Below are 19,123 nucleotides of genomic sequence, written 5' to 3'. Positions count from 1 at the left end.
AATGCAGAAGCGGCGCACGAGTCCGTGCGCCGCTTCAGGCGAACCGTCCGGGAATCAGGCCTCGATGCCGCGCGAGGACAGGTAGTCTTCGTAGCCGCCGCGGTAGTCGACGATCTCGCCCGAAGGCAGGATCTCGATCACGCGCGTGGCCAGGCCCGACACGAATTCGCGGTCATGCGACACGAACACCAGCGTGCCTTCGTACTTTTCCAGCGCGAACTGCAGCGATTCGATCGATTCCATGTCCAGGTGGTTGGTCGGCTCGTCGAGCAGCATGACGTTGTGCCGGCCAAGCATCAGGCGGCCGAAGGTCATGCGGTTCTTTTCGCCGCCGGACAACACCTTGGGCGCCTTGGGCAGGTCGTCCGCCGAGAACAGCAGGCGGCCCAGCACCGAACGGATCGACTGGTCGTCGTCGCCCGGCTGGCGGTGGTCGCCCATCCAGTCCAGCAGGTTGATGTCGGTCTGCAGGAACTGGTCGGAAACGTCCTGGGCCATGTAGCCGAGGTCGGCATTGTCCGACCATTTGACCGTGCCCGAATCGGGCTGCAGGTCCTGCGCCAGCAGGCGCAGCAGCGTGGTCTTGCCCACGCCGTTGGCGCCGATGATTGCGATCTTCTCGCCGGCGTCGACCATGGCCGAGAACTTGGTGATGACCGGCGCGTCGTAGGCCTTGGTCAGGTTTTCGACGGTGACGGCCAGGCGGTGCATGACCTTGTTCTGCTCGAAGCGGATGTACGGATTCTGACGCGACGAGGGCTTGACCACGACCTGGTCGGCCTTGATGCGGTCGATCTGCTTCAGGCGCGACGTGGCCTGGCGCGACTTGGACTTGTTGGCCGCAAAGCGGCGCACGAAGTCCTGCAATTCAGCGACGCGTTCCTTGGCCTTGGCGTTGTTGGCGACCAGGCGCTCGCGGGCCTGGGTGGAAGCCAGCATGTAGTCGTCGTAGTTGCCGGCGTAGATGCGGATTTCACCGTAGTCCACGTCGGCCATGTGCGTGCACACCTGGTTCAGGAAGTGACGATCGTGGCTGATGATGATCATCGTGCTCTGGTAGCCGTTGAGCACGTTTTCCAGCCAGCGGATCGTGTTGATGTCCAGGTTGTTGGTGGGTTCGTCCAGCAGCAGGACGTCGGGGTTCGAGAACAGCGCCTGCGCCAGCAGCACGCGCAGCTTCCAGCCCGGCGCCACTTCACGCATCGGCAGGTTGTGCTGGTCGACGGCGATTTCCAGGCCCAGCAGCAGTTCGCCTGCACGGGCTTCGGCGGTGTAGCCGTCGTACTCGGCGAACTTGGCCTCCAGATCGGCGGCGCGCATGTAGTCGTCTTCGGTCGCGTCCGGGTTCGCGTAGATCGCGTCGCGCTCGGACATGGCCTGCCACATTTCGGTGTGGCCCATCATCACCACATCAAGCACGCGCACATCTTCAAAGGCGAACTGATCCTGGCGTAGCTTGCCCAGGCGCACGCCCGGTTCAAGCGCGACGTTGCCGCCGGAGGGTTCGAGATCGCCGCCGATGATCTTCATGAACGTAGACTTGCCGGACCCATTGGCCCCGATCAGCCCGTACCGGTTGCCTTCCCCGAACTTGACGCTGACGTTCTCGAAAAGGGGCTTGGGACCGAACTGGATGGTGAGATTGGCGGTGGATATCACGGTGTATGTACGTTTGAAGGCGCCCAAAGGCGCATGCGGGAAAACCTGCTAGTGTAGCAAACGTGATGCGGCCCCTATTTGAGACCTCGATTGCGACCGACGCCGGCCGCCGGAGCGCGCTTTAGTGATGGTGTTCGTCCAGCACCAGGTGCGCCAGGCCCTTCTCGGTGGCGATCCCGACCTTCTGGCCGATCGGCAGGGTGGCTTTGGTATCGACATGGCCGTACGGCAGGCCGGTAATCACCGGCACCTTGACCGTCCTGCGCAGCCAGGCCACGACCTCGTGCAGATCGTACCCCTTGTCGTGCGGGGCCAGCTTGTATTCCGTAAAACGTCCCAGCACGATCGCCTTCTGGCGCGCCAGGATGCCGGCCTGCCACAGCTGGATCAGCATGCGCTCGACGCGGTACGGATGCTCGGCCACGTCTTCAAGGAACAGGATGCCGCCGCGGATCTTCGGCATGTAGGGCGTGCCCAGCAGCGACGTCAGCATGGCCAGGTTGCCGCCCCACAGGATGCCGCGCGCGTCCACCGGGTCGGCGTCCTGTGTTTCGAAGCTGAGGATCTCAAGTTCGCCGCGCATCACCTCGCCGAACAGCGCCTCGGTCAGGTCGTCAACCTTCTTGCCGCCAAAGTCCCGGACCGCGGTGGCGCCGGTATAGCTGACCGCGCCGGTCTGCGCCAGCAGGCCCAGGTTGAACGCCGTGAAATCGCTCATGCCGACAAAACGCTTGCCGCTGTCGGCCATCGCCTTCCAGTCGATGGCGTGCAGCAGCCGGCCCAGGCCGTAGCCGCCGCGGGTCACCATGACGATCGGCAGCTTCTGCTTGACCGCGCGGGTCAGGCTGGCCAGACGCTGCGCATCCGTGCCCGCGAACCGCTGGTGTTCGGCCAGCGCCGTGCGGTCCAGCGCCGTCTTGAAGCCCTGCTGCTCCAGCCGTTCGCGCGCCAGCGTCACGGTGGCGGGATCGCGCACGGCGGACGACGGGGAAATCAGGTAGATGCCGCGGGCGTCCGGCTGCGGGCCGTGATGGTGGTCGTGGTCGTGATCATGGCCGCATGCGTCGCCGCAGTCCGGGCCGTGGTCGTGCGGATGATCGTGGGCCGCGGGGACATCGGCCTTTGCGCGGCGCGCCTTGGTGGCGGGCTTGGCGGCAGGCTTGGCGGCTTTGGGGGTACTCATGCGATGGATTCCTTGGCGCGGCGTTCGCGGAAGAACCGGCGCAGCAGATCGCCGCAGGGTTCGGCCAGCACGCCGCCGGTGACTGAAGTGTGATGATTGAGCTTGGGCACGGACCCGACGTCCAGCACGCTGCCGCAGGCGCCGGTCTTGGGATCGTAGGCGCCGAACACGACACGGGCCAGGCGCGCGTGCAGCATGGCGCCGATGCACATGACGCAGGGCTCGAGCGTGACGTAGACGGTGATGCCGGGCAGCCGGTAGTTTTCAAGCTGGCGCGCGGCCCCGCGCAAGGCGACGATCTCGGCGTGCGCGGTCGGGTCGTGGTCGATGATGGTGCGGTTGTAGCCGCGCCCCAGGATGTCGCCCTGGGCGGAAACAACCAGCGCGCCCACTGGCACCTCGCCGATGTCGTACGCCGCCTGGGCCTGTTCCAGCGCCAGGGTCATGAATCGGGCGTCTCGCTCGGTCCAGGGCGGGACCACCGCGGGCGCGGCCAGCACGGCCGGGTCAGCCACGGTACACCCGCGATTTCAGCGCAATGCGGCCGGCCAGGCTGGTGACGGCCTCTTCGAGCCACTGATAGAGCTCGGCCTGCTCGTCGTAGCGGGCCTGGTTCAGGTTGGACACGCGCCCTTCCTCGATGAAGCCCCAGGCGCGGCTGCGCTTGTCGCGGTGCTTGGGGTCCCAGACCCCGAAAGCGAAGCCGCCCGCGCGGCGGATCAGCGAAAAGCACGGGATGTCCGTGTAGCCATCGCCCACGAAGACCATCTGGTCGAACGGGATGCGCAGCCTGTCCTCGGGAACCTTGCGGTTGACCTCGAACGGCTTGTTGCGGAAATCGCGGCCGATGATGCCCTTCTGGATGTGGAAAAGGTAGCGGGTCTTGTCGGTGAAACTGACGACGCGCCGCGGGAACGCAATGCCGCCATCGTCGCCATAGACGAATTCCGAGGCCCAGATCTCGGTGAACTCATGCGCGATGGGCGTGGCGCGCACCACGTCGCCGATGCCGCTGGAAATCAGGTAGAACTCAAGCTGCACCTGCGGATGCTCGGCGCGCACCGCCGCGCGCAGCCGCTGGAACAGCGTGGATACGCCGTCGTGCAGATCGAGGCGCGCGCCCCAGTCTTTCAGGCGCTGCTGCGTGATGAGCCCGTGCCGTCCCTGGCGGGACAGTTCGATCATCTTGTAGAGATAGGCGGGGACGGGATCCCAATCTTGCTGGAACAGCAAGGGATCGACCTCTTCCTTCCAGAACGAGGCCGTGTCCACGCCGATGCTGTCCAGGAAGCCGGACGTGCTGTCCGAAGCCAGCGTGTCGTCGAAGTCGAAAATCAGGGCGATGACGTCGGACATGAATATGCGTGAGAAGAGGCGACAGCCGCCATTTTGCCTGATTGCGGCGGCGGCTGCCCCCTCACGCCATGCCCGATATGACGCCGGCGACTTACTGGCGGATCGGCGCGCTCATGGTTCCCGTGCCCGGCGCGGGGGCCATGCCGGGGGCCGGCGCCATGCCCGGAGCGGGAGCCATTCCAGGTGCGGGTGCCATGCCAGGGGCCGGGGCCATCCCCGGTGCGGTGCCGGCGGGCACTTGAATCACGGTTTCGCGCAGCACGCCGCCGCCCTGGACGCTACCGCGCACATTGCTGGGCGAGGTCATCTGGGTGACGCAACTCTGGCGCTGGGCTTCCGGCAGGCGGCTGCAGCGGGCCAGCATGTTCTGCTGAAGTTGTTCAGGGCTGTCGTCCCGCAGATTCTGGCGGTTGCGCTCCTGGCGCGCCGCGCCGGCTTCACGCAGGCAGGTGTCCAGCGGTTGGCCGGTCGTGCCGCTCTTGCAAGCGGCGACGTCTTGCTGGTAGCGCGACTGCGACGAGTCGGCGTTGCCGGACTGCGCGTGCGCGGCGCCGGCGGCAAGCATCAGACCGGTCGTGCACAGCATGGCGGCGAGGCGCTTCATAGGCAGGGAAACAGAAGTCATGGTCAGCTCCTTTAGAAGAGATTGAACCCGGGCGGCTCGGTCTTGCGCCGTGTCGCCCACTGACATCACTATCCCATGACCTGGCGATGGGGGACATAACCAGCGACGTGAATTCGTAAGGTTACGTTTCAACGCCCATCGGGGTCGCCCCCCTAATTCAACGCGCGTCTTTGTCCGCTTCGGCCTTGGTGAGGCGGTTGCGATAGGTCGCGGCGCGCATCAGAAGCATGGCCGTGACGGGCGAGGACACAATCAACAGCAACGTGATGATGACCTCGTGAAACACGGGCCGCGCCGACAGCGCCGAGAAGACGAGAATGGAAGACGCCAGCACGCAGGCGCAGCCCATCGTGTTGCCCAGCGTGGGCGCATGGATGCGCGACTGGAACGTGCGAAAGCGCAGCAGGCCGGCCGAACCGGTCACCGCCAGCAGCCCCCCCAGCACCAGCAGGATGCAGGCCGGAATGCCGGCCCACAGCGGGATATCGACGTCCATCATGGCTCGATGACCTCGCCGCGCAGGAGAAAGCGCGCCATTGCGGTGGAGCCCACGAAACCGAACAGCGCGATCAGCAGCGCAATGTCGAAGTACACGGACGTGCCGGACCGGATGCCGAACACCAGCATCGTCAGCATGCCGTTGATGTACAGCGTGTCCAGGGCCAGGACGCGGTCCTGGGCGGTGGGGCCGCGCAACAGGCGGATGGTGGCAAACACCATGCCCAGCGCAAAGCAGAGCAAGGCAAAGGATGCCGCCCAATACAGTACGGAATTCATTCGAACATCTCCATCAACGGGCGCTCATAGCGCTGCTGCACCAGCTCGATCCACTCGTCTTCGTTCTGCAGGTCGAGCACGTGCAATTTCAGGCTGTGGTCCTCGGTCAGGTCCACCCAGACGGTGCCGGGCGTATAGGTGACGATGCAGGCCAGCATCGCCAGACCATGCGGATCGCGCATGGTGAGCGGGATCAGGATGAACCCGGGTGAGAATTCATTGCGGCGCGGATTCAGGATCAGCCGCGCCACCGCGATGTTGGACTTGATGATGTCCAGCGTCACACGCAGGAAAAGCGGTATCACCTTCCAGAGGCGGCGCGGGCGCGCCCGCAGCGGTCGCAGGCGCGAGGCGGCCCACGTGAACCACAGCGCCAGCGCGATGCCCAGCGCGATCTGCCCCGCGGACAGGCTTTCGTTGAGCACCAGCCACAGGACAAACAGCAGCGTGGGAAGGATCAGGAAGTAAAGACGGCGCATCAGCTTCCTCCCTTGACGCCGCGCACGGTCTGCGCGGACATGACGGCGTCGATGTAGGACGCGGGCTGGTCAAGCGAACGGGCCGCGTCGTCCAGGTAGGCGGACACTGGGCCGGCGCCCGCGGCCAGGGCCACGCAAAGCAACACCAGCGCCGCGACCGGGCCGGCCTCGATGACGCGAAGGCGCGGCGTGCTGCGGTCGTCGCTGGCCCAGAAAATACGGATGCCGGTGCGGCCCAGGCCGATCAGGCCAGCCAGGCCCGACACCAGCACGGCCGCCACAAGAATCCAGGCATCCATGGGCGGCGCCGATTCGGTGGCCGCCGAGACGGCCGCCGACAACAGCGAGAACTTCGCCACGAAGCCGGACAGCGGCGGCAAGCCGGTCACCAGCAAGGCGCACGAAATGAAGGCCAAGCCCAGGAACGCCATCGCGGCGGGGATCGCCACGCCGACCACGTCGTCGGATCGGTTCACAGAGGTCGGATCATCCAGATCGAAGGCGTCGAGTGTAACTGCGAGCACGTTCGCGCCGAAGCTGCGGGTGCGTTCGATCAGTTCGGCCAAGAGGAAGAACGCGCCCGTCGTCAGCACCGAACTGATCAGGTAGAACAGCGCGGGACCGGTGAGCGTGACGCCCGGCATGCCCAGCGCGGTCAACAGCGTGCCTGCCGACACGATGACGCAGTAGCCGACCATTTTTTCCAGTTGCTGGGTGGCCAGCAGCCCCAGGGCGCCGAACAGCAGCGTGGCCAGTCCGGCGGCGAACATCCAGTCCAGGCTGAAGGCGGCGGGCGCGCCCGTGGGCAACAGCAGCGAGCCGATGCGCAGCAAGGCGTAGATGCCGACCTTGGTCATGATGGAGAACATGGCCGCGATGGGTGCGCCAGCCGACCCATAGCCCTTGACCAGCCAGAAGTTGAGCGGCCAGGCCCCCGCCTTCACGAGGAACGCCACGCCCAGGATGGCGGCGCCCGCTTCGAACAGCATGCGCTCGGCGCCCGTCAGATTGCCCGCGCGCAAGGCCAGGTCGGCCATGTTGAGCGTGCCCGTCACGCCGTAAATCAGCGCAATGCTGATGAGCAGCAGGAACGAAGCCACGAGATTCACGGCGATGTACTGCAGGCCGGCGCTGACGCGCGCCACGCCGGACCCATGCAGCAGCAAGCCGTACGACGCGGCCAGCAGCACCTCGAAGAACACGAACAGGTTGAACAGGTCGCCAGTCAGGAAGGCGCCATTCAGGCCCATCAGCAGGAACTGGAAGAGCGAGTGGAAATGCACGCCCGCGCGGTCCCACCGCGCCAGCGCGTAGACCAGTGTGGCCAGCCCCAGCACCGCCGTCAGCGTCAGCATGACTGCGGCCAGGCGGTCGACCACCAGCACGATGCCGAACGGCGCCGGCCAATCGCCCACGAGGTAAACCCCTACCCCGTTTTCCCAGACGCCGGGTACGCCCCCGCCAGCCACGAACAACAGGGAAATCGCGGCCGCCAATTGGGCAAGCGTCGACACAAGCGCGATGCCGCCGCGCGCATAGCGGTTGGTGTCGGCGAGCAGCAGCATCGCCGCGCCCGCGACCAGCGGAATGATGATGGGCAGAACCGGAAGATGTTGAAGCCAGAAACTCAAGATTGGGACTCCCGTCCATCAACGTGGTCGGTACCCGTAAGGCCCCGTGAGGCGAGCAGCACAACCAGGAACAGCGCGGTGGTGGCAAAGCCGATGACGATGGCGGTCAGCACCAGCGCCTGCGGCAGCGGATCCGCATACCAGGAAGGATCATGCGCCATGGCGGGATCCACCACCGGCGGCTTGCCGGAGGTGAGCCGGCCCATGCCGAAGATGAAAAGGTTGACCGCATAGGAGACCAGAGACAGGCCCATGATGAACTGGAACGTCCGGGGCCGCAGCAGCAGCCACACGCCCGAGCCCGCCAGCACGCCGATCGCGGCTGCGTATATCAATTCCATCAGGCTTCTCCTGTTTGAGCGGCGGCCGCCTGGAGTTCGGCGGCGGCCTTGCGTTGCGCGCGCAGCGATTGGTGGGCAAGCGCCACCAGCACCAGCACGGTGGATCCCACGACCAGCATGTAGACACCCAGGTCGAACAGCAGCACGCTGGACACGTGGACATGGCCGATCAACGGCAGCGCGACGTCCCAGGCCAGCGCGGCGAGGAACGGCTTGTAGGCCAGCCACGCGCTCACGGCGGCGATGCCGGCGGACAGCAGCCCGATGCCGATCCAGTTCTGGGGATTCAGGCGGCTGCGGGATTCGACCCAGTACACCCCGCCCACCATGTACTGCAGGATGACGGAGGTGGCGAAGATGAGGCCGCCGACGAAGCCGCCACCCGGCTGGTTGTGGCCGCGCAAGAGGAAGTACACGGAAATCAGCGCGGCAACCGGCAGCAACAGGCGCACCAGCACGGCCGGCACCATCATCGAGCCGGCGGGCACCACCGACTTGATGTCGGGCGCATCGGGGATGCCGCCGTCCTGGTCCATCTGCTGGCGCGGAATGTCCGCGCTCTCGGCGGCCGGGCGGAACCGGCGCAGCAGGGCGTAGACGGTCAGCGCCACGATGCCCAGCACGGTGATTTCGCCAAACGTATCGAAACCGCGGAAGTCCACGAGGATCACGTTGACCACGTTGGTGCCGCCGCCGTCGGGCAGCGCCCGGTCCACGAAGTAGGACGAAATGGGGTTGGTCTGGGGCCGCGCCAGCACCGAATAGGCCAGCGCCGACATGCCCGTGCCGGCCGCCACCGCCAGCAGCAGGTCGCGCAGGCGGCGCCCGCGCGCCATCAGCGTGGCCTTCAGGCTTTCTTCGTCGTCCTGCACGATGCGCCGCGGCAGCCAGCGCAGACCCAGGAGCAGCAGCACCAGCGTCACGACTTCGACGGACAACTGGGTCAGGGCCAGATCGGGCGCCGAGAACCAGACAAAGGTCAGGCAGGTGATCAGCCCTGCCCCGCCGGCCAGCGCCAGCGAGGCCAGGCGGTGGTACTTGGCCTGGAACGCGGCGGCCAGCGCGCACGTGCCGCCCACGATCCACAGCAATGCGAACACCGGGTCGACGGGCGTCAGGCGCACGGCGCCGTCCAGCCAGCCGCCCGCGCGCAGCGGCAGCCACGCAACGAACAGTGTGCCGACCACGATCAGCACCATCTGCACCTGCAGGCGCGTGGACGACACCCAGCGCAACAGCCACGCGGCGGCAACGCTGGAACCGTCCAGCAGCGCCTCGAACGTGCGGCGGCCGTCCAGGCGGTAGATGAACGGCACGCGGCCCGGATTGGCGCGCTGATGGGCACGCAGGGCCAGGTACAGCAGCACGCCCGCCGTGGTGGCGACCAGGCTCATGGCGAGCGGCAGATTGAAGCCATGCCAGACGGCCAGGCTGTAGTCGGGCATGTTCTCGCCCAGGATGCTTTGCGCTGCGGTGGCCAGGAACGGACCCACGGTCAGGCTGGGGACGATGCCGACCAGCAGGCACATGAGGACCAGCAGCGCGCTGGGCAGCAGCATCCAGCGCGGCGGTTCGTGCGGTTCGCGCGGCAGGTCGGTGGCTGGCGGGCCGAAGAACACCTGCAGGATGAAGCGCAGCGAGTACGCCACGCTGAACGCGCCGGCAATCGTGGCCAAGAGCGGCAGGCCAAGCTGCACGTAGCGGTCGGCGCTGACGAAGGTGGTCTCGGCAAAAAACATTTCCTTGGACAGGAAGCCGTTCAGCAGCGGCACGCCCGCCATCGAGGCGGCGGCCACCATCGCCAGCGTGGCGGTGATGGGCATCGCCTTGTACAGACCGGACAGCCTGCCCAGGTCGCGGGTGCCGGTTTCGTGGTCGACCACGCCCGCCGCCATGAAGAGCGACGCCTTGAACGTGGCGTGGTTGATCATGTGGAAGATGGCCGCCACCAGCGCCAGGGTGCTGTTCAGGCCCAGCAGCAACGTGATGAGGCCCAGGTGGCTGATCGTGGAATAGGCCAGCACCCCTTTCATGTCCTGCTGGAAAATGGCTGCGTAAGCGCCCAGCACCAGGGTGATGAGCCCAAGGCCGCCGATGATCCAGAACCATTCGTCCGTGCCCGACAGCACGGGCCAGAAGCGTGCCAGCAGGAAGACGCCCGCCTTGACCATCGTTGCCGAATGCAGGTAGGCCGACACCGGCGTGGGCGCGGCCATGGCGTTGGGCAGCCAGAAATGGAACGGGAACTGCGCGCTCTTGGTCAGCGCGCCCAGCGCCACCAGCACCAGCACGGCCGGATACCAGGGGTCGGCCCGGACCAGGTCGCCCGACGCCAGGACGCGGTCCATGTCGTAGCTGCCGACGATGTGGCCCAGGATCAGCACCCCGGCCAGCAGACAGAGCCCGCCCGCCCCGGTGACCGTCAGCGCCATGCGGGCGCCCCGGCGCGCGTCCAGGCGGTGGTGCCAGTAGGCGATCAGCATGAAGGACGCCAGGCTGGTCATTTCCCAGAACAGCACGAGCTGGATCAGGTTGCCCGAGAGCACCACGCCCAGCATGGCGGCCATGAAGGCTTGAAAGAAGGAAAAGAAACGCGGCACCGGGTCTTCGGGCGACATGTAGTAGCGCGCATACAACACCACCAGCGCGCCCATGCCGGAGACGATCAGCGCGAACAGCCAGGCGTAGCCGTCCATGCGCAGGGTGAATTGCAGTCCGAGGGCGGGCGCCCAAGGAATGTCGGCCCGTATGACGCCGCCGTGGGCGACGTCGGGATACAGGGACGCGATCAGAACCACGCAGACGAGGGCGATGAGGCCAGCCAGCCACGCCTCGGCGTTGCGGGCGTTGGAAGGCAGCAGCGCGGCGCACAGGCTGCCGGCGAACGGCAGAGCGAGGATCAGGATCAGCGACATGGCGTTCCGAAAATGTCCGGGCCCCCTCCCGCCAGCGCAAGGCAGCGAGAGACGAAACAGACCGGGGATTGAAAAACGGACGGAACCCTGGCCCGGTGCGCCGCTGCGCTACACGTTGCCCCGTGGGGACATCAACCAACGCCAATTGAACGGCGCAGACAGAAACAAACGCAATAGCTTTCTTGCAAGACCGGGCAAGAATCTCAGCCGAAAAATATCAGATTCTTGTAAGTTATGCAGAGATTTATGTGAGTAATCAGCTAATGACAGCATGATGACTGCGCAGCGTTTGCGCACTGAAAGCGTATCGAAAGGCGTTCAACTGGCTGTCAGACACACTTTTTCCTTTAACTTCCGCCATCTTCGCGGAAATGGAAAGCGTCTGAAAATTTTTGCCTTTCATCATGACAGGGACAATCCCAAGTTGACCGTGGGGACATACCTGTGTGGAATTGCGGCCACGAGGCGTTGGCTTGCCGGCACCCCCGGCAATGCGCGCTTCACCGAAGCCGGTCCAAGAAGCCGGCCGGCTCGGAACAACAATATGGAGAAGACTCTTGAACGTGTTGTCACATGCCAAAGCCGCCCTGGCCCTTGCCATCGCTGGCGTCTGCTTGACCTCCGCCGCTCAGGCCGCCGATCCCTACCCCAATAAACCCATCCGGCTGATCGTTCCGTTCGCAGCGGGCGGCACCACCGATATCGTGGCCCGCGTGGTGGCTGAAGGCCTGGGCCGTGAGCTCGGCCAGCCCGTGGTCGTTGAAAACCGGGGCGGCGGCGGCGGCTCCATCGGCGCCGACGCCGTGGTGCGCGCCGCGCCCGACGGCTACACGCTGGGCGTGGCCACGGTGAGCACCATGGCCACCAATCCGGCCACCAATCCCAAGAACCCGTACAACCCGCTCAAGGACTTTGCGCCGATCACCAATATGGTGAACGTGCCCAACGTCATGACGGTCAACCCCAGCGTGCCCGCCAAGACGCTCGCTGAATTCATCACCCTTCTGAAGAACAACCCCGGCAAGTACAGCTATGCCTCGTCGGGCGCGGGCGGCATCAGCCACCTGGACGGCGAACTCTTCAAGTCGCTGACCAAGACCGACATGGTCCACGTGCCTTACCGCGGATCGGGCCCGGCGCTGAACGACGTCATCGCCGGCCAGGTCAATGTGCAGTTCGACAACCTGCCCTCCTCGATGCCGCACATTCAGGCGGGCAAGCTGCGCGCGCTGGCCGTGGCGGCGCCCAAGCGCCTGCCCGCCCTGCCCGACGTGCCGACGTTCGCCGAAGGCGGCCTGCCCGACATGGACAACATGGCGTGGTACGGCCTGGTGGCGCCCGCCGGCACGCCGCAAGCGGTGATCGACCGCGTCCACGCCGCGGCGGTCAAGGCGCTGAAGGATCCGAAGATCGCCCAGCGCCTGGCCGACGGCGGCTCGCTGGTGGACGGCAACACGCCGGCCGAATACGCCGCGCAGATCAAGCGCGAACTTGAACTGCGCCAGCGCATCGCCAAGGACCGCAACATCGTCCTGACGAACTGATACCCCAGTTCGACATGAAGGGCGCCAACGCTGGTTGGCGCCCTTTTTCGCCTCCTGCGCCGCTTGACGGCAATTGCCCGGGTGGTAGCATCTGCCCCGTGCAATCCGACATATCCTCCCTTCCCTGCGTCACCTGCGCCCTCTGCGCCCTGCGCTCAACGCTGTTGAGTTCGCAGGAGGTCGCCGCGCGTTCCGCTTACGCGCGGTCCAAGCCCGGCTAATCGCCCGCCTTTCCCCTTTCTGATTTCCTTGCTCCGGCCCGTTGCCGGCTGCCTGCGCACATCCCCGCGCGCCGCAGCCTGAAACCGGCCGGCGGGCGCACTGCCGCGTGGCAGGCGCCCGTCCCCATTTCGCCTGCGCACGCCTTCACGAAAGCTGGCGCGGCGGCCACGCACTGTCTTCGATTCAGCGCCATGCAACTCACCAAGAAATTCGTCAAAGCCAAGAACCCCTGCGCGGGCGGCTACAAATGGTTCCTTCGCGACCACAACGGCCAGGGGGACTACCAGGCCGTGCTCGACGCGCTCGTCGCCGACGGCCGCGTCGGCGATGCCTGCTGGCTGCTGGATCAGTTCGGTCCGACCGACGCCGTGCTGCGTCTGGACACGCTGGACGCGAACGCCATCGTGTTCGCGGGGACGCTGGAAGTGCGAATGGGCATCAACGTGGACACGGTGGTGCGCGCCGGACGCAGCATTGTCACGGGCGGGGGGATCCGGGCGGGCGAATCGATCGTCGCGGGCGAGAACATCACGGCCGGCGGCAACATCGCCAGCGCCGGCAACCTGCGGGCGGGCGGCGACGTGGCGGCCGACTGGGGCATCGAGACGGCCACCCGCCTGGACTGCGGCGGCAACGTGCGTGCCAAGTGGGACATCTGCGCGGGCCAGGATCTGGCCGTGACCGGCCACCTGCATGCCGGCCAGGACATCAGCGCGCAAGGCGCCATCAAATGCGGGCAAGGCATCAAGGCGGGCGGCAGCGTCCGCGCGGAACAGGAAATCCATGCCGCCTGCGGAATACAGGCAGGCGGATCAATCCAGTGCGGCGATCACCTTGCCTGCGGGTGGGGCATGATCGCCGGCGAGGACATCCGCGCGGAAGGCGCCATCCGGGCGGGCGAAGGCGTGCACGCGGCGGGCATCATCGCGGCCGGCCCGGGACACGGCGTCTATGCCGGCCTCAGCGTGCGGCTGGACGCGTGGGACCTGTGCGCGCGGGTCGTGGCGCAGACGCGGCCTGCTCAGCTCGTGAGCGGTCATTGGGCGGGGCCGGACGGCGCGCTTGACGCGCCCGCGACGGACGCCACAGCGCCGTGGAGCGGCTGGATGGACGTCGGCGCGGCGAACGGCACGGTCCCGGGCGGCGGCCCGCGCGCCTGAAAGCCGTGCCAGCGTCTGCCGAGGGCGCTATCGCTGCTGCTGCCCCTGATCGTTCCCCGACGCCGGATGGCGCAGGACGAGCATCAGCCCCGTCAGGATCGCGGCCATGCCCGCCAGGCTGAGCGCCGGCAGGCGATTGCCCAGGATCACGTAGTCCAGCGCGGCCGTGCCCACCGGCACCAGGTAGAACAGGCTGGTGACGTTGACGAGATTGCCCGCCTGGATCATGCGGTAAAAAAGCAGCGTGGCGCCCACCGAGATCACAAGGCCCATCCAGATCAGCGGCACGATAAAGCCGACGCTCCAGTCGGCATGCAGCGGCTGGAATGGCGCAAACAGCAGGCACAGCACAAGGCTGACCGCGTACTGCAATGGCATCACCGCCATTGGCGCCTGCCGGACGCGCTTTTGCAGCAAGGCCCCGCCTGTCATGCTGGCCAGCGCGGCGCAGGCGTAGGCGATGCCAGCCACGGACAAGCGGGTCAGCGCGATGCTTTGATACACCACCAGCACCAGCCCGGCCAGCGCCAGGCAAAGCCCTGCCAGACGCGCCGGGGCATAGCGGCGCTCGGTCAGCGCCAGCGTCAGGATGGGTTGCGCGCCAAGCAACGTGGCCAGCACGCCCGGCGTCACGCCATGATCCAGCGCGAGCAGATAGCAGATGGAGTAACTGCCGATCAGCAGCGCGCCCGTCGCGGCCACCTGAATGCGCGTGCCGGGCAGGGGCAGCCATCGCCGGCGGGGTGCGCAGATCAGGAGCAGCGCCGCCAACGCAAGCAGGAAGCGGCACAACAGAAATCCAAAGGCGGAGGCGTGCGACAGCCCCCATTTTGCGAAGATCGCGCCGCCGCTCCACAGCAGCACGAACAAGGTGGTGGACGCGCGGGCAGTCCACGCGCTTCGGTTGATGGACATGAGAAATCACCTGTCTGAATGGCAACAGACTCCAGCCCGGCGCGCGATGACGCGCGCTCTCGGGCGCGCGCTGCTCAGAGGGCAGACGTCATGCGGCTTGCGGCGCGGCGCGACGGGTCAGGAGGGAGAAGGGAAAGCGGCAGGTCAGCCGACGACGGCCGACACGGGGCGGCGCAAAGCCAACCCTGGCGGGCACACGCCCGACACGACACCGCTGAGCGGCGAGGCGGGCGGCGGCGGCGCCGCGTTCTTGACAGGAGAGACTGCCGGCGGAGAACCGGCAGAGAAGAAAGCCGGCACGCGCGCGCAGGCAAGACCGGCGCGGACGGCGCAGGCAAGCATGGCGAGAGGCGTGTGATCTGGCATCGGGGCAGACTACCGGCCGCGGGCCGAAGCGTCAAGCGTCAAGCGTCAAGCGTTGGCGTTGGCGTTGGCGTCGGAATCAACGCCAACGCGCCCCGCCGCTATCCGATCCGGCGCTGCTCCACGCCCATGTCCCGCCATGCCTCGCCGTGGCAGGTGAACATGAGGATCTGGTGCCGCGTGGCGGCGTCAAAGAGCGCCCGTTTCATGAAGTCGCGACGCGCGTCATCGGTGTGCACCAGGGCATCGTCCAGCAGCAGCAGCGTGGGCCGGCCGGCCTCGCGCAGCAGATCCGCGTAGGCAAAGCGCGCCAGGATGCCAAGTTGCTCGCGCGTGCCGAAGCTGAGCGCCTCCAGCAGATCCTCGCCGTCGCCGCGGCGCAGCGCCGTGGGCAGCAGCGCATCGTCCAGTCGCAGCGCGGCATCGGGAAAGAGCAGCGCCAGATAGTGGTTGAGCCGCCGGGCGAGCGGCGCCTGCAGGCGCTGCGTGGCCGCTGCGCGTTTGTCGGCCAGCAGCTTTTGCAGCAGGTCCAGCGCGGCGGCGCGCCGCGCGAACTCGTCGCGGCGCCGTTGCAGGCGTTCGCAGGCCGCCTGCATTTCGGACAGGCGTTCGCCCAGCCCCTGCGCCCCGGCCTGATCCAGCTTGCCCTGCAGCTGCAGGATGTCGCCGTGGCGCTTGTGCTGCGCATCGCGTTCGATGGCGGCGGATTTCTCGAACCGCTGCACGTCCTGCTCGGCCAGTTCGGGCCGGTGTTCGGCCAGCGCGGCCCGGGCCTCGCGCACACGGGCGTCGAGCTGGTCGTGGGCGCTGCGCACTTCAGCGAGCCGGCCGGCGCGCGCCTGCCGTTGGGCCACGCGTTCAGCGGACTGCAATTCGGCGCCCCGGGCTGCCGCCTGCCCTTCCAGCAACTGGGCGCGGGCCGTGTCGGCGTCCAGCGCGCGCTGCGCATCGGCAACCGCCTTTTCTGCCTGGGCGGCCACCGCTTCGGCTTCGCGCAGGGCCTGGATGGCGTCCGGCAGGCCGTCGTCGTCTGCGTCCGCGACATCACCGGGCACATCGTCGCTCAGGTCCTGCGCGGGGGGCAGTTTGGACAGCCTTTCCTGCAACTGGGCAAGACGCGCCCGCGCTTCGTCGCGCTGCGTGCGCAGCGCATCCACGCCGCGCGGCGCATGAATGCCCAGGGTTTTGCGCATGCCGTCCAGCTCGCGCTGCAACGCGGTGTAGCGGGCGTGGCGTTGCTCGGCGTCAGTAAGGGTATCGACGCCAGCCCGCTTGAGCAACGCGGCACATGCCGACTCCGCGCGCGCCAGGTCGCGCTGCAGGGCCGGCAGATCCTGCCCGCCGGGTTCGATCTGCAGGCGGCCCACGCCGGGCAGGTCGAGTTCAGCCGCGGCCGTCAGCAGGACCTCTCCCGAGCCGCTGACCGCCTTGCCATCGAGCAAGGCTTGCGCGCCGGCATCGAGTCGGTAGCGCAGGCGGGTGGCCACGGCCTGTTGCTGCAATTGCAGATTGCCCAGTTCGCGGCTGGCCTTGCGCAGGGCTTCGATTTCGGCGTCGGAGATCTCCAGGCGCACGGCCTCGGTCTTGAGCGCGGATCCTTGTTCGATGAGGTGGGTGACCGCGATCAGGGCGGTGTCCAGGCGTTCGATCTCGGGCGTGAGCTGCGCCAGCTGGCGGTCCAGATCCCGGCGGTCGGCTTGCGCCTGAAGCTGCGCCACGCGACGGCGCGCGGCCTCGAGGGCGGCCGCATGCGACTGCCGCTGCTGCTGGGCGCGCACCAGCGGCTCCTGCATTGCCTGCACATGCGCGTGCGCGGCGCGCGCATCGCGCAGCAGCAACTGGTAGTCGGCTTCGTCCTGCTGATCGCGCCGGACCTGATCCTGCAGCAGCGCAAGTGTCTGTGCTGCCTGCGCCTGCTCGCGTTGCAGCCCGTCGAAGGCTTCACGTTCCTTGGCCAGCGCGGCCAGCCGCGCGCGGGCCTGCACGGCCTTGGTCTCGAAATCCTTCCAGGGCTGCTCGGCCTGCGCGCGTTCATGATCCCGCCGCAACTCGGCCAGGCGGTCGACGTCGGCGTTCAGTTGCGCCATGGCCTGCGCGCACGCGTCGCGCTCGGACATGGCGCGGGCAAGCGCGTCTTCGGCTTCCTTGTAGCTGCCCTTGGGCCGGCCGTTGCGCGCGTCCAGCAACGCGGCGCGCTCAGCCGAGACGCGGTCGAACAGGCGATCGCCGTCGCTGGACGCCAGCTCGCCGGAGAGCTGCGTCAAGGCATCGCGCAGATGCGAGCCGGCGTAGCCCGCGGCTTCGTGCAGGTTCTGGCCGTCGCCCTGGCGTATCCAGAGCAGGCCCGGTACGCCGGCCAGGTCGGGTTTGCTTTGGCCGCGTCCGGGGAGCTCAAAGCCCAGCAAGACCGCCAGCGCGTTTTCGGCCTCTTCGCCGTCCAGCCGCTGCGCGCCGTCGTCGACGACGAGTTCGCAGCGGGCCTTGGACAGGAACTGCTTTTTCAGGACGTACGAGTGATCCGCGTGCGTGAAGGCCAGCTCCACGCTGGGGCGCGCGCCCGACTCGCCGTGCGGCGCCAGGTCGGCGACCTTGCTGGTGCTGTAGCGTTCAAGGAACGCGGCACGGATGGCGGCGGCGATCGTGCTCTTGCCGGCCTCGTTGGGACCGACAAAGAGGTTCAGGCCGTCTTGCAGATTGTCCAGCGACAACGGCTGGCGGAACTTGCGGAATTCTTCGAGGGCGATGCGGGAGATCTTCATTTGGCGGCTCCCGGCGCAGCGGTTTCACGCTGGAAGCGCAGCAGCAGGCGCAAAGCCTCGCTGGCCACAGCGGACTGGTCGTCTTCGGCATGCGTTGCCTGCGTTGCCTGCAGCGCCTGCAGTTGCGCGGCGACCTCGCCCACATAGCCGCTGGCGCGCAATTGCGCCAGGTCGGCCTCGTCGGGTTCGAGCCGCACGCCCGACAGATCCGGCAGTAAGGCCCGTACCTGCGCGGCGGCTTCTCCCACCGCCTTTTGCAGCGCATCCCAGGTTTCAAGGTTGACGTGGCCCTGCACATCCAGGCGCAACACATCATCGGCGCGCAGCGCTGCCATGCGCTCGGCCAGCGCCTGCGCGTCTGACGATAGGCTGAGCGTCTCTGTCCAGGCTGACCAGCGATACCGGCCCGTCGCGATGCGTTCAACCACGGGCGCCATGCCGGGCGCGCCGATCTGCACGTCAAGCACGTAGCCAGGCTCGTTGCCCCGGAAGCGGTCCTGTTCGGGCGTGCCGGCATACCAGGTGCGGGCGTCGATGGACAGGCAGCCGTGCCAATCGCCCAGCGCCAGGTAATCCAGACTGGCGCGGTCCGCGCGATCGGGCGCGATGGGGTTGGTGGCGTCGATCGTGTCGGGCAGGCGGCCGGCAACGCTGCCGTGCGCCAGGCCCACGCGGATGCGCCCGGCTGGCGTTTCCAGCGTGTCGAAGGCCTGCGTGACGTCGTCGTAGGTATGGCGCTGCGTGAGCGGGGCCGCAAGCACGGCGAGGTTGGCCTGCGGCAGATCCACCACGCCGGTGACAAGCGGGACATGCACGTGGGCGGGAATGCAGCCCAGCTGCATGGCGCGGCTCCAGACGCTGTCGGCCAGCGCGGCATCGTGGTTGCCGGCGATCATGACCCAGGGCCCGGTGTAGGCGGACATGGCGGCAAAAAGCCGGCGGATGGTGCGATCCGAAACGGCTTGCGTGTCGAAGACGTCTCCGGCGACCAGCACGGCGTCCACGCGGCGCTCGGCGGCCAGGGTGGCGATGCGGGCCACGGCCTCGAAGCGGGCCTCGGCCAGCATGGCGGCATCGTCGGTTTCAAACTGGCCGTACTGACGGCCGATCTGCCAGTCGGCAGTGTGAAGGAAATGGGTCATGCGGCGATTTTGGCATAAAGCGGCGGGCCTTCCGGGCCCTCGCCGTGCTCAA

The 19,123-nt window shown here is 67.3% G+C and carries 17 protein-coding genes; 2 read left to right on the top strand and 15 right to left on the bottom strand.

Annotation, left to right across the window (positions count from 1 at the left end):
* Positions 1 to 54 precede the first annotated feature (54 nt).
* The 12 genes from KVT32_RS15390 to KVT32_RS15335 all read right to left on the bottom strand — a co-directional run bounded on the left by KVT32_RS15390 (position 55) and on the right by KVT32_RS15335 (position 11,372).
* Positions 55 to 1,659 (bottom strand): ABC-F family ATPase, encoded by a 1,605-nt coding sequence (locus KVT32_RS15390; protein ID WP_217618464.1) that lies wholly within the window; start codon positions 1,657 to 1,659, stop codon positions 55 to 57.
* A 121-nt stretch (positions 1,660 to 1,780) separates the two neighbouring features.
* Complete coding sequence (locus KVT32_RS15385) at positions 1,781 to 2,842, bottom strand: LD-carboxypeptidase (RefSeq protein ID WP_175155403.1); 1,062 nt, start codon at positions 2,840 to 2,842, stop codon at positions 1,781 to 1,783.
* Positions 2,839 to 3,342 (bottom strand): tRNA adenosine(34) deaminase TadA, encoded by a 504-nt coding sequence (gene tadA / locus KVT32_RS15380; protein WP_371825588.1) that lies wholly within the window; start codon positions 3,340 to 3,342, stop codon positions 2,839 to 2,841. The genes KVT32_RS15385 and tadA overlap by 4 nt, the downstream gene beginning before the upstream one ends.
* Before the next feature lie 7 nt (positions 3,343 to 3,349).
* The gene (locus KVT32_RS15375) at positions 3,350 to 4,198 is read right to left on the bottom strand and encodes an HAD family hydrolase (RefSeq protein ID WP_128829445.1); all 849 of its coding nucleotides are present in this window, start codon (positions 4,196 to 4,198) and stop codon (positions 3,350 to 3,352) included.
* Positions 4,199 to 4,289: 91 nt separating this feature from the next.
* Positions 4,290 to 4,823, bottom strand: a complete 534-nt coding sequence (locus tag KVT32_RS15370; RefSeq protein ID WP_217618463.1) for a hypothetical protein — start codon at positions 4,821 to 4,823, stop codon at positions 4,290 to 4,292.
* 157 nt (positions 4,824 to 4,980) lie between these two features.
* A complete protein-coding gene (mnhG, locus tag KVT32_RS15365) occupies positions 4,981 to 5,322 on the bottom strand; it encodes a monovalent cation/H(+) antiporter subunit G (RefSeq protein WP_056317327.1) in 342 nt (113 codons plus the stop codon).
* On the bottom strand, positions 5,319 to 5,600 hold the full coding sequence (locus KVT32_RS15360; RefSeq protein ID WP_056317324.1) for a K+/H+ antiporter subunit F: 282 nt from the start codon (positions 5,598 to 5,600) through the stop codon (positions 5,319 to 5,321). The genes mnhG and KVT32_RS15360 overlap by 4 nt, the downstream gene beginning before the upstream one ends.
* On the bottom strand, positions 5,597 to 6,079 hold the full coding sequence (locus KVT32_RS15355) for a Na+/H+ antiporter subunit E (RefSeq protein WP_056317320.1): 483 nt from the start codon (positions 6,077 to 6,079) through the stop codon (positions 5,597 to 5,599). The genes KVT32_RS15360 and KVT32_RS15355 overlap by 4 nt, the downstream gene beginning before the upstream one ends.
* Positions 6,079 to 7,710, bottom strand: a complete 1,632-nt coding sequence (locus KVT32_RS15350) for a monovalent cation/H+ antiporter subunit D (protein WP_175155402.1) — start codon at positions 7,708 to 7,710, stop codon at positions 6,079 to 6,081. Before KVT32_RS15350 ends, KVT32_RS15355 begins: the two co-directional genes overlap by 1 nt.
* The gene (locus tag KVT32_RS15345; RefSeq protein ID WP_056317316.1) at positions 7,707 to 8,051 is read right to left on the bottom strand and encodes a Na+/H+ antiporter subunit C; all 345 of its coding nucleotides are present in this window, start codon (positions 8,049 to 8,051) and stop codon (positions 7,707 to 7,709) included. Before KVT32_RS15345 ends, KVT32_RS15350 begins: the two co-directional genes overlap by 4 nt.
* Positions 8,051 to 10,966: a monovalent cation/H+ antiporter subunit A gene (locus tag KVT32_RS15340; RefSeq protein ID WP_217618462.1), complete on the bottom strand. Its 2,916-nt coding sequence runs from the start codon at positions 10,964 to 10,966 to the stop codon at positions 8,051 to 8,053. The genes KVT32_RS15345 and KVT32_RS15340 overlap by 1 nt, the downstream gene beginning before the upstream one ends.
* Before the next feature lie 256 nt (positions 10,967 to 11,222).
* Complete coding sequence (locus KVT32_RS15335; protein ID WP_175155401.1) at positions 11,223 to 11,372, bottom strand: hypothetical protein; 150 nt, start codon at positions 11,370 to 11,372, stop codon at positions 11,223 to 11,225.
* A 151-nt stretch (positions 11,373 to 11,523) separates the two neighbouring features.
* Between KVT32_RS15335 and KVT32_RS15330 the strand changes: the two genes are divergently transcribed.
* On the top strand, positions 11,524 to 12,510 hold the full coding sequence (locus KVT32_RS15330; RefSeq protein ID WP_056317310.1) for a tripartite tricarboxylate transporter substrate binding protein: 987 nt from the start codon (positions 11,524 to 11,526) through the stop codon (positions 12,508 to 12,510).
* A 413-nt stretch (positions 12,511 to 12,923) separates the two neighbouring features.
* Positions 12,924 to 13,892, top strand: a complete 969-nt coding sequence (locus KVT32_RS15325; RefSeq protein ID WP_152384329.1) for a hypothetical protein — start codon at positions 12,924 to 12,926, stop codon at positions 13,890 to 13,892.
* A 27-nt stretch (positions 13,893 to 13,919) separates the two neighbouring features.
* On the opposite strand, the gene KVT32_RS15320 is transcribed toward KVT32_RS15325, so the two are convergent.
* The 3 genes from KVT32_RS15320 to KVT32_RS15310 all read right to left on the bottom strand — a co-directional run bounded on the left by KVT32_RS15320 (position 13,920) and on the right by KVT32_RS15310 (position 19,071).
* Positions 13,920 to 14,807 (bottom strand): DMT family transporter, encoded by an 888-nt coding sequence (locus KVT32_RS15320; RefSeq protein WP_175155400.1) that lies wholly within the window; start codon positions 14,805 to 14,807, stop codon positions 13,920 to 13,922.
* Between the two features lie 464 nt (positions 14,808 to 15,271).
* Entirely contained in the window at positions 15,272 to 17,929 is a 2,658-nt protein-coding gene (locus KVT32_RS15315) for an AAA family ATPase (protein ID WP_217618461.1), read from the bottom strand.
* Positions 17,926 to 19,071 carry a DNA repair exonuclease gene (locus KVT32_RS15310; protein ID WP_152384326.1) on the bottom strand — a complete coding sequence of 382 codons (1,146 nt, stop codon included), beginning with the start codon at positions 19,069 to 19,071 and terminating at the stop codon, positions 17,926 to 17,928. Before KVT32_RS15310 ends, KVT32_RS15315 begins: the two co-directional genes overlap by 4 nt.
* Positions 19,072 to 19,123: the final 52 nt, after the last annotated feature.

This window comes from Achromobacter sp. GbtcB20, from assembly GCF_019091095.1.
Lineage (GTDB): Bacteria > Pseudomonadota > Gammaproteobacteria > Burkholderiales > Burkholderiaceae_B > Achromobacter > Achromobacter mucicolens.
The sequence above is the reverse complement of the archived record's forward strand: the minus strand, read 5'-3'. Positions and strand labels throughout refer to the sequence as shown.

Bases quoted from the DNA above. Each gene is read 5' to 3' on its own strand.
- KVT32_RS15370 (WP_217618463.1), bottom strand. From the start codon at position 4,823: ATGACTTCTGTTTCCCTGCCTATGAAGCGCCTCGCCGCCATGCTGTGC.
- KVT32_RS15310 (WP_152384326.1), bottom strand. From the start codon at position 19,071: ATGACCCATTTCCTTCACACTGCCGACTGGCAGATCGGCCGTCAGTAC.
- KVT32_RS15345 (WP_056317316.1), bottom strand. From the start codon at position 8,051: ATGGAATTGATATACGCAGCCGCGATCGGCGTGCTGGCGGGCTCGGGC.
- KVT32_RS15335 (WP_175155401.1), bottom strand. From the start codon at position 11,372: ATGATGAAAGGCAAAAATTTTCAGACGCTTTCCATTTCCGCGAAGATG.
- KVT32_RS15315 (WP_217618461.1), bottom strand. From the start codon at position 17,929: ATGAAGATCTCCCGCATCGCCCTCGAAGAATTCCGCAAGTTCCGCCAG.
- KVT32_RS15360 (WP_056317324.1), bottom strand. From the start codon at position 5,600: ATGAATTCCGTACTGTATTGGGCGGCATCCTTTGCCTTGCTCTGCTTT.
- KVT32_RS15385 (WP_175155403.1), bottom strand. From the start codon at position 2,842: ATGAGTACCCCCAAAGCCGCCAAGCCTGCCGCCAAGCCCGCCACCAAG.
- mnhG (WP_056317327.1), bottom strand. From the start codon at position 5,322: ATGATGGACGTCGATATCCCGCTGTGGGCCGGCATTCCGGCCTGCATC.
- KVT32_RS15320 (WP_175155400.1), bottom strand. From the start codon at position 14,807: ATGTCCATCAACCGAAGCGCGTGGACTGCCCGCGCGTCCACCACCTTG.
- KVT32_RS15355 (WP_056317320.1), bottom strand. From the start codon at position 6,079: ATGCGCCGTCTTTACTTCCTGATCCTTCCCACGCTGCTGTTTGTCCTG.
- KVT32_RS15325 (WP_152384329.1), top strand. From the start codon at position 12,924: ATGCAACTCACCAAGAAATTCGTCAAAGCCAAGAACCCCTGCGCGGGC.
- KVT32_RS15340 (WP_217618462.1), bottom strand. From the start codon at position 10,966: ATGTCGCTGATCCTGATCCTCGCTCTGCCGTTCGCCGGCAGCCTGTGC.
- KVT32_RS15375 (WP_128829445.1), bottom strand. From the start codon at position 4,198: ATGTCCGACGTCATCGCCCTGATTTTCGACTTCGACGACACGCTGGCT.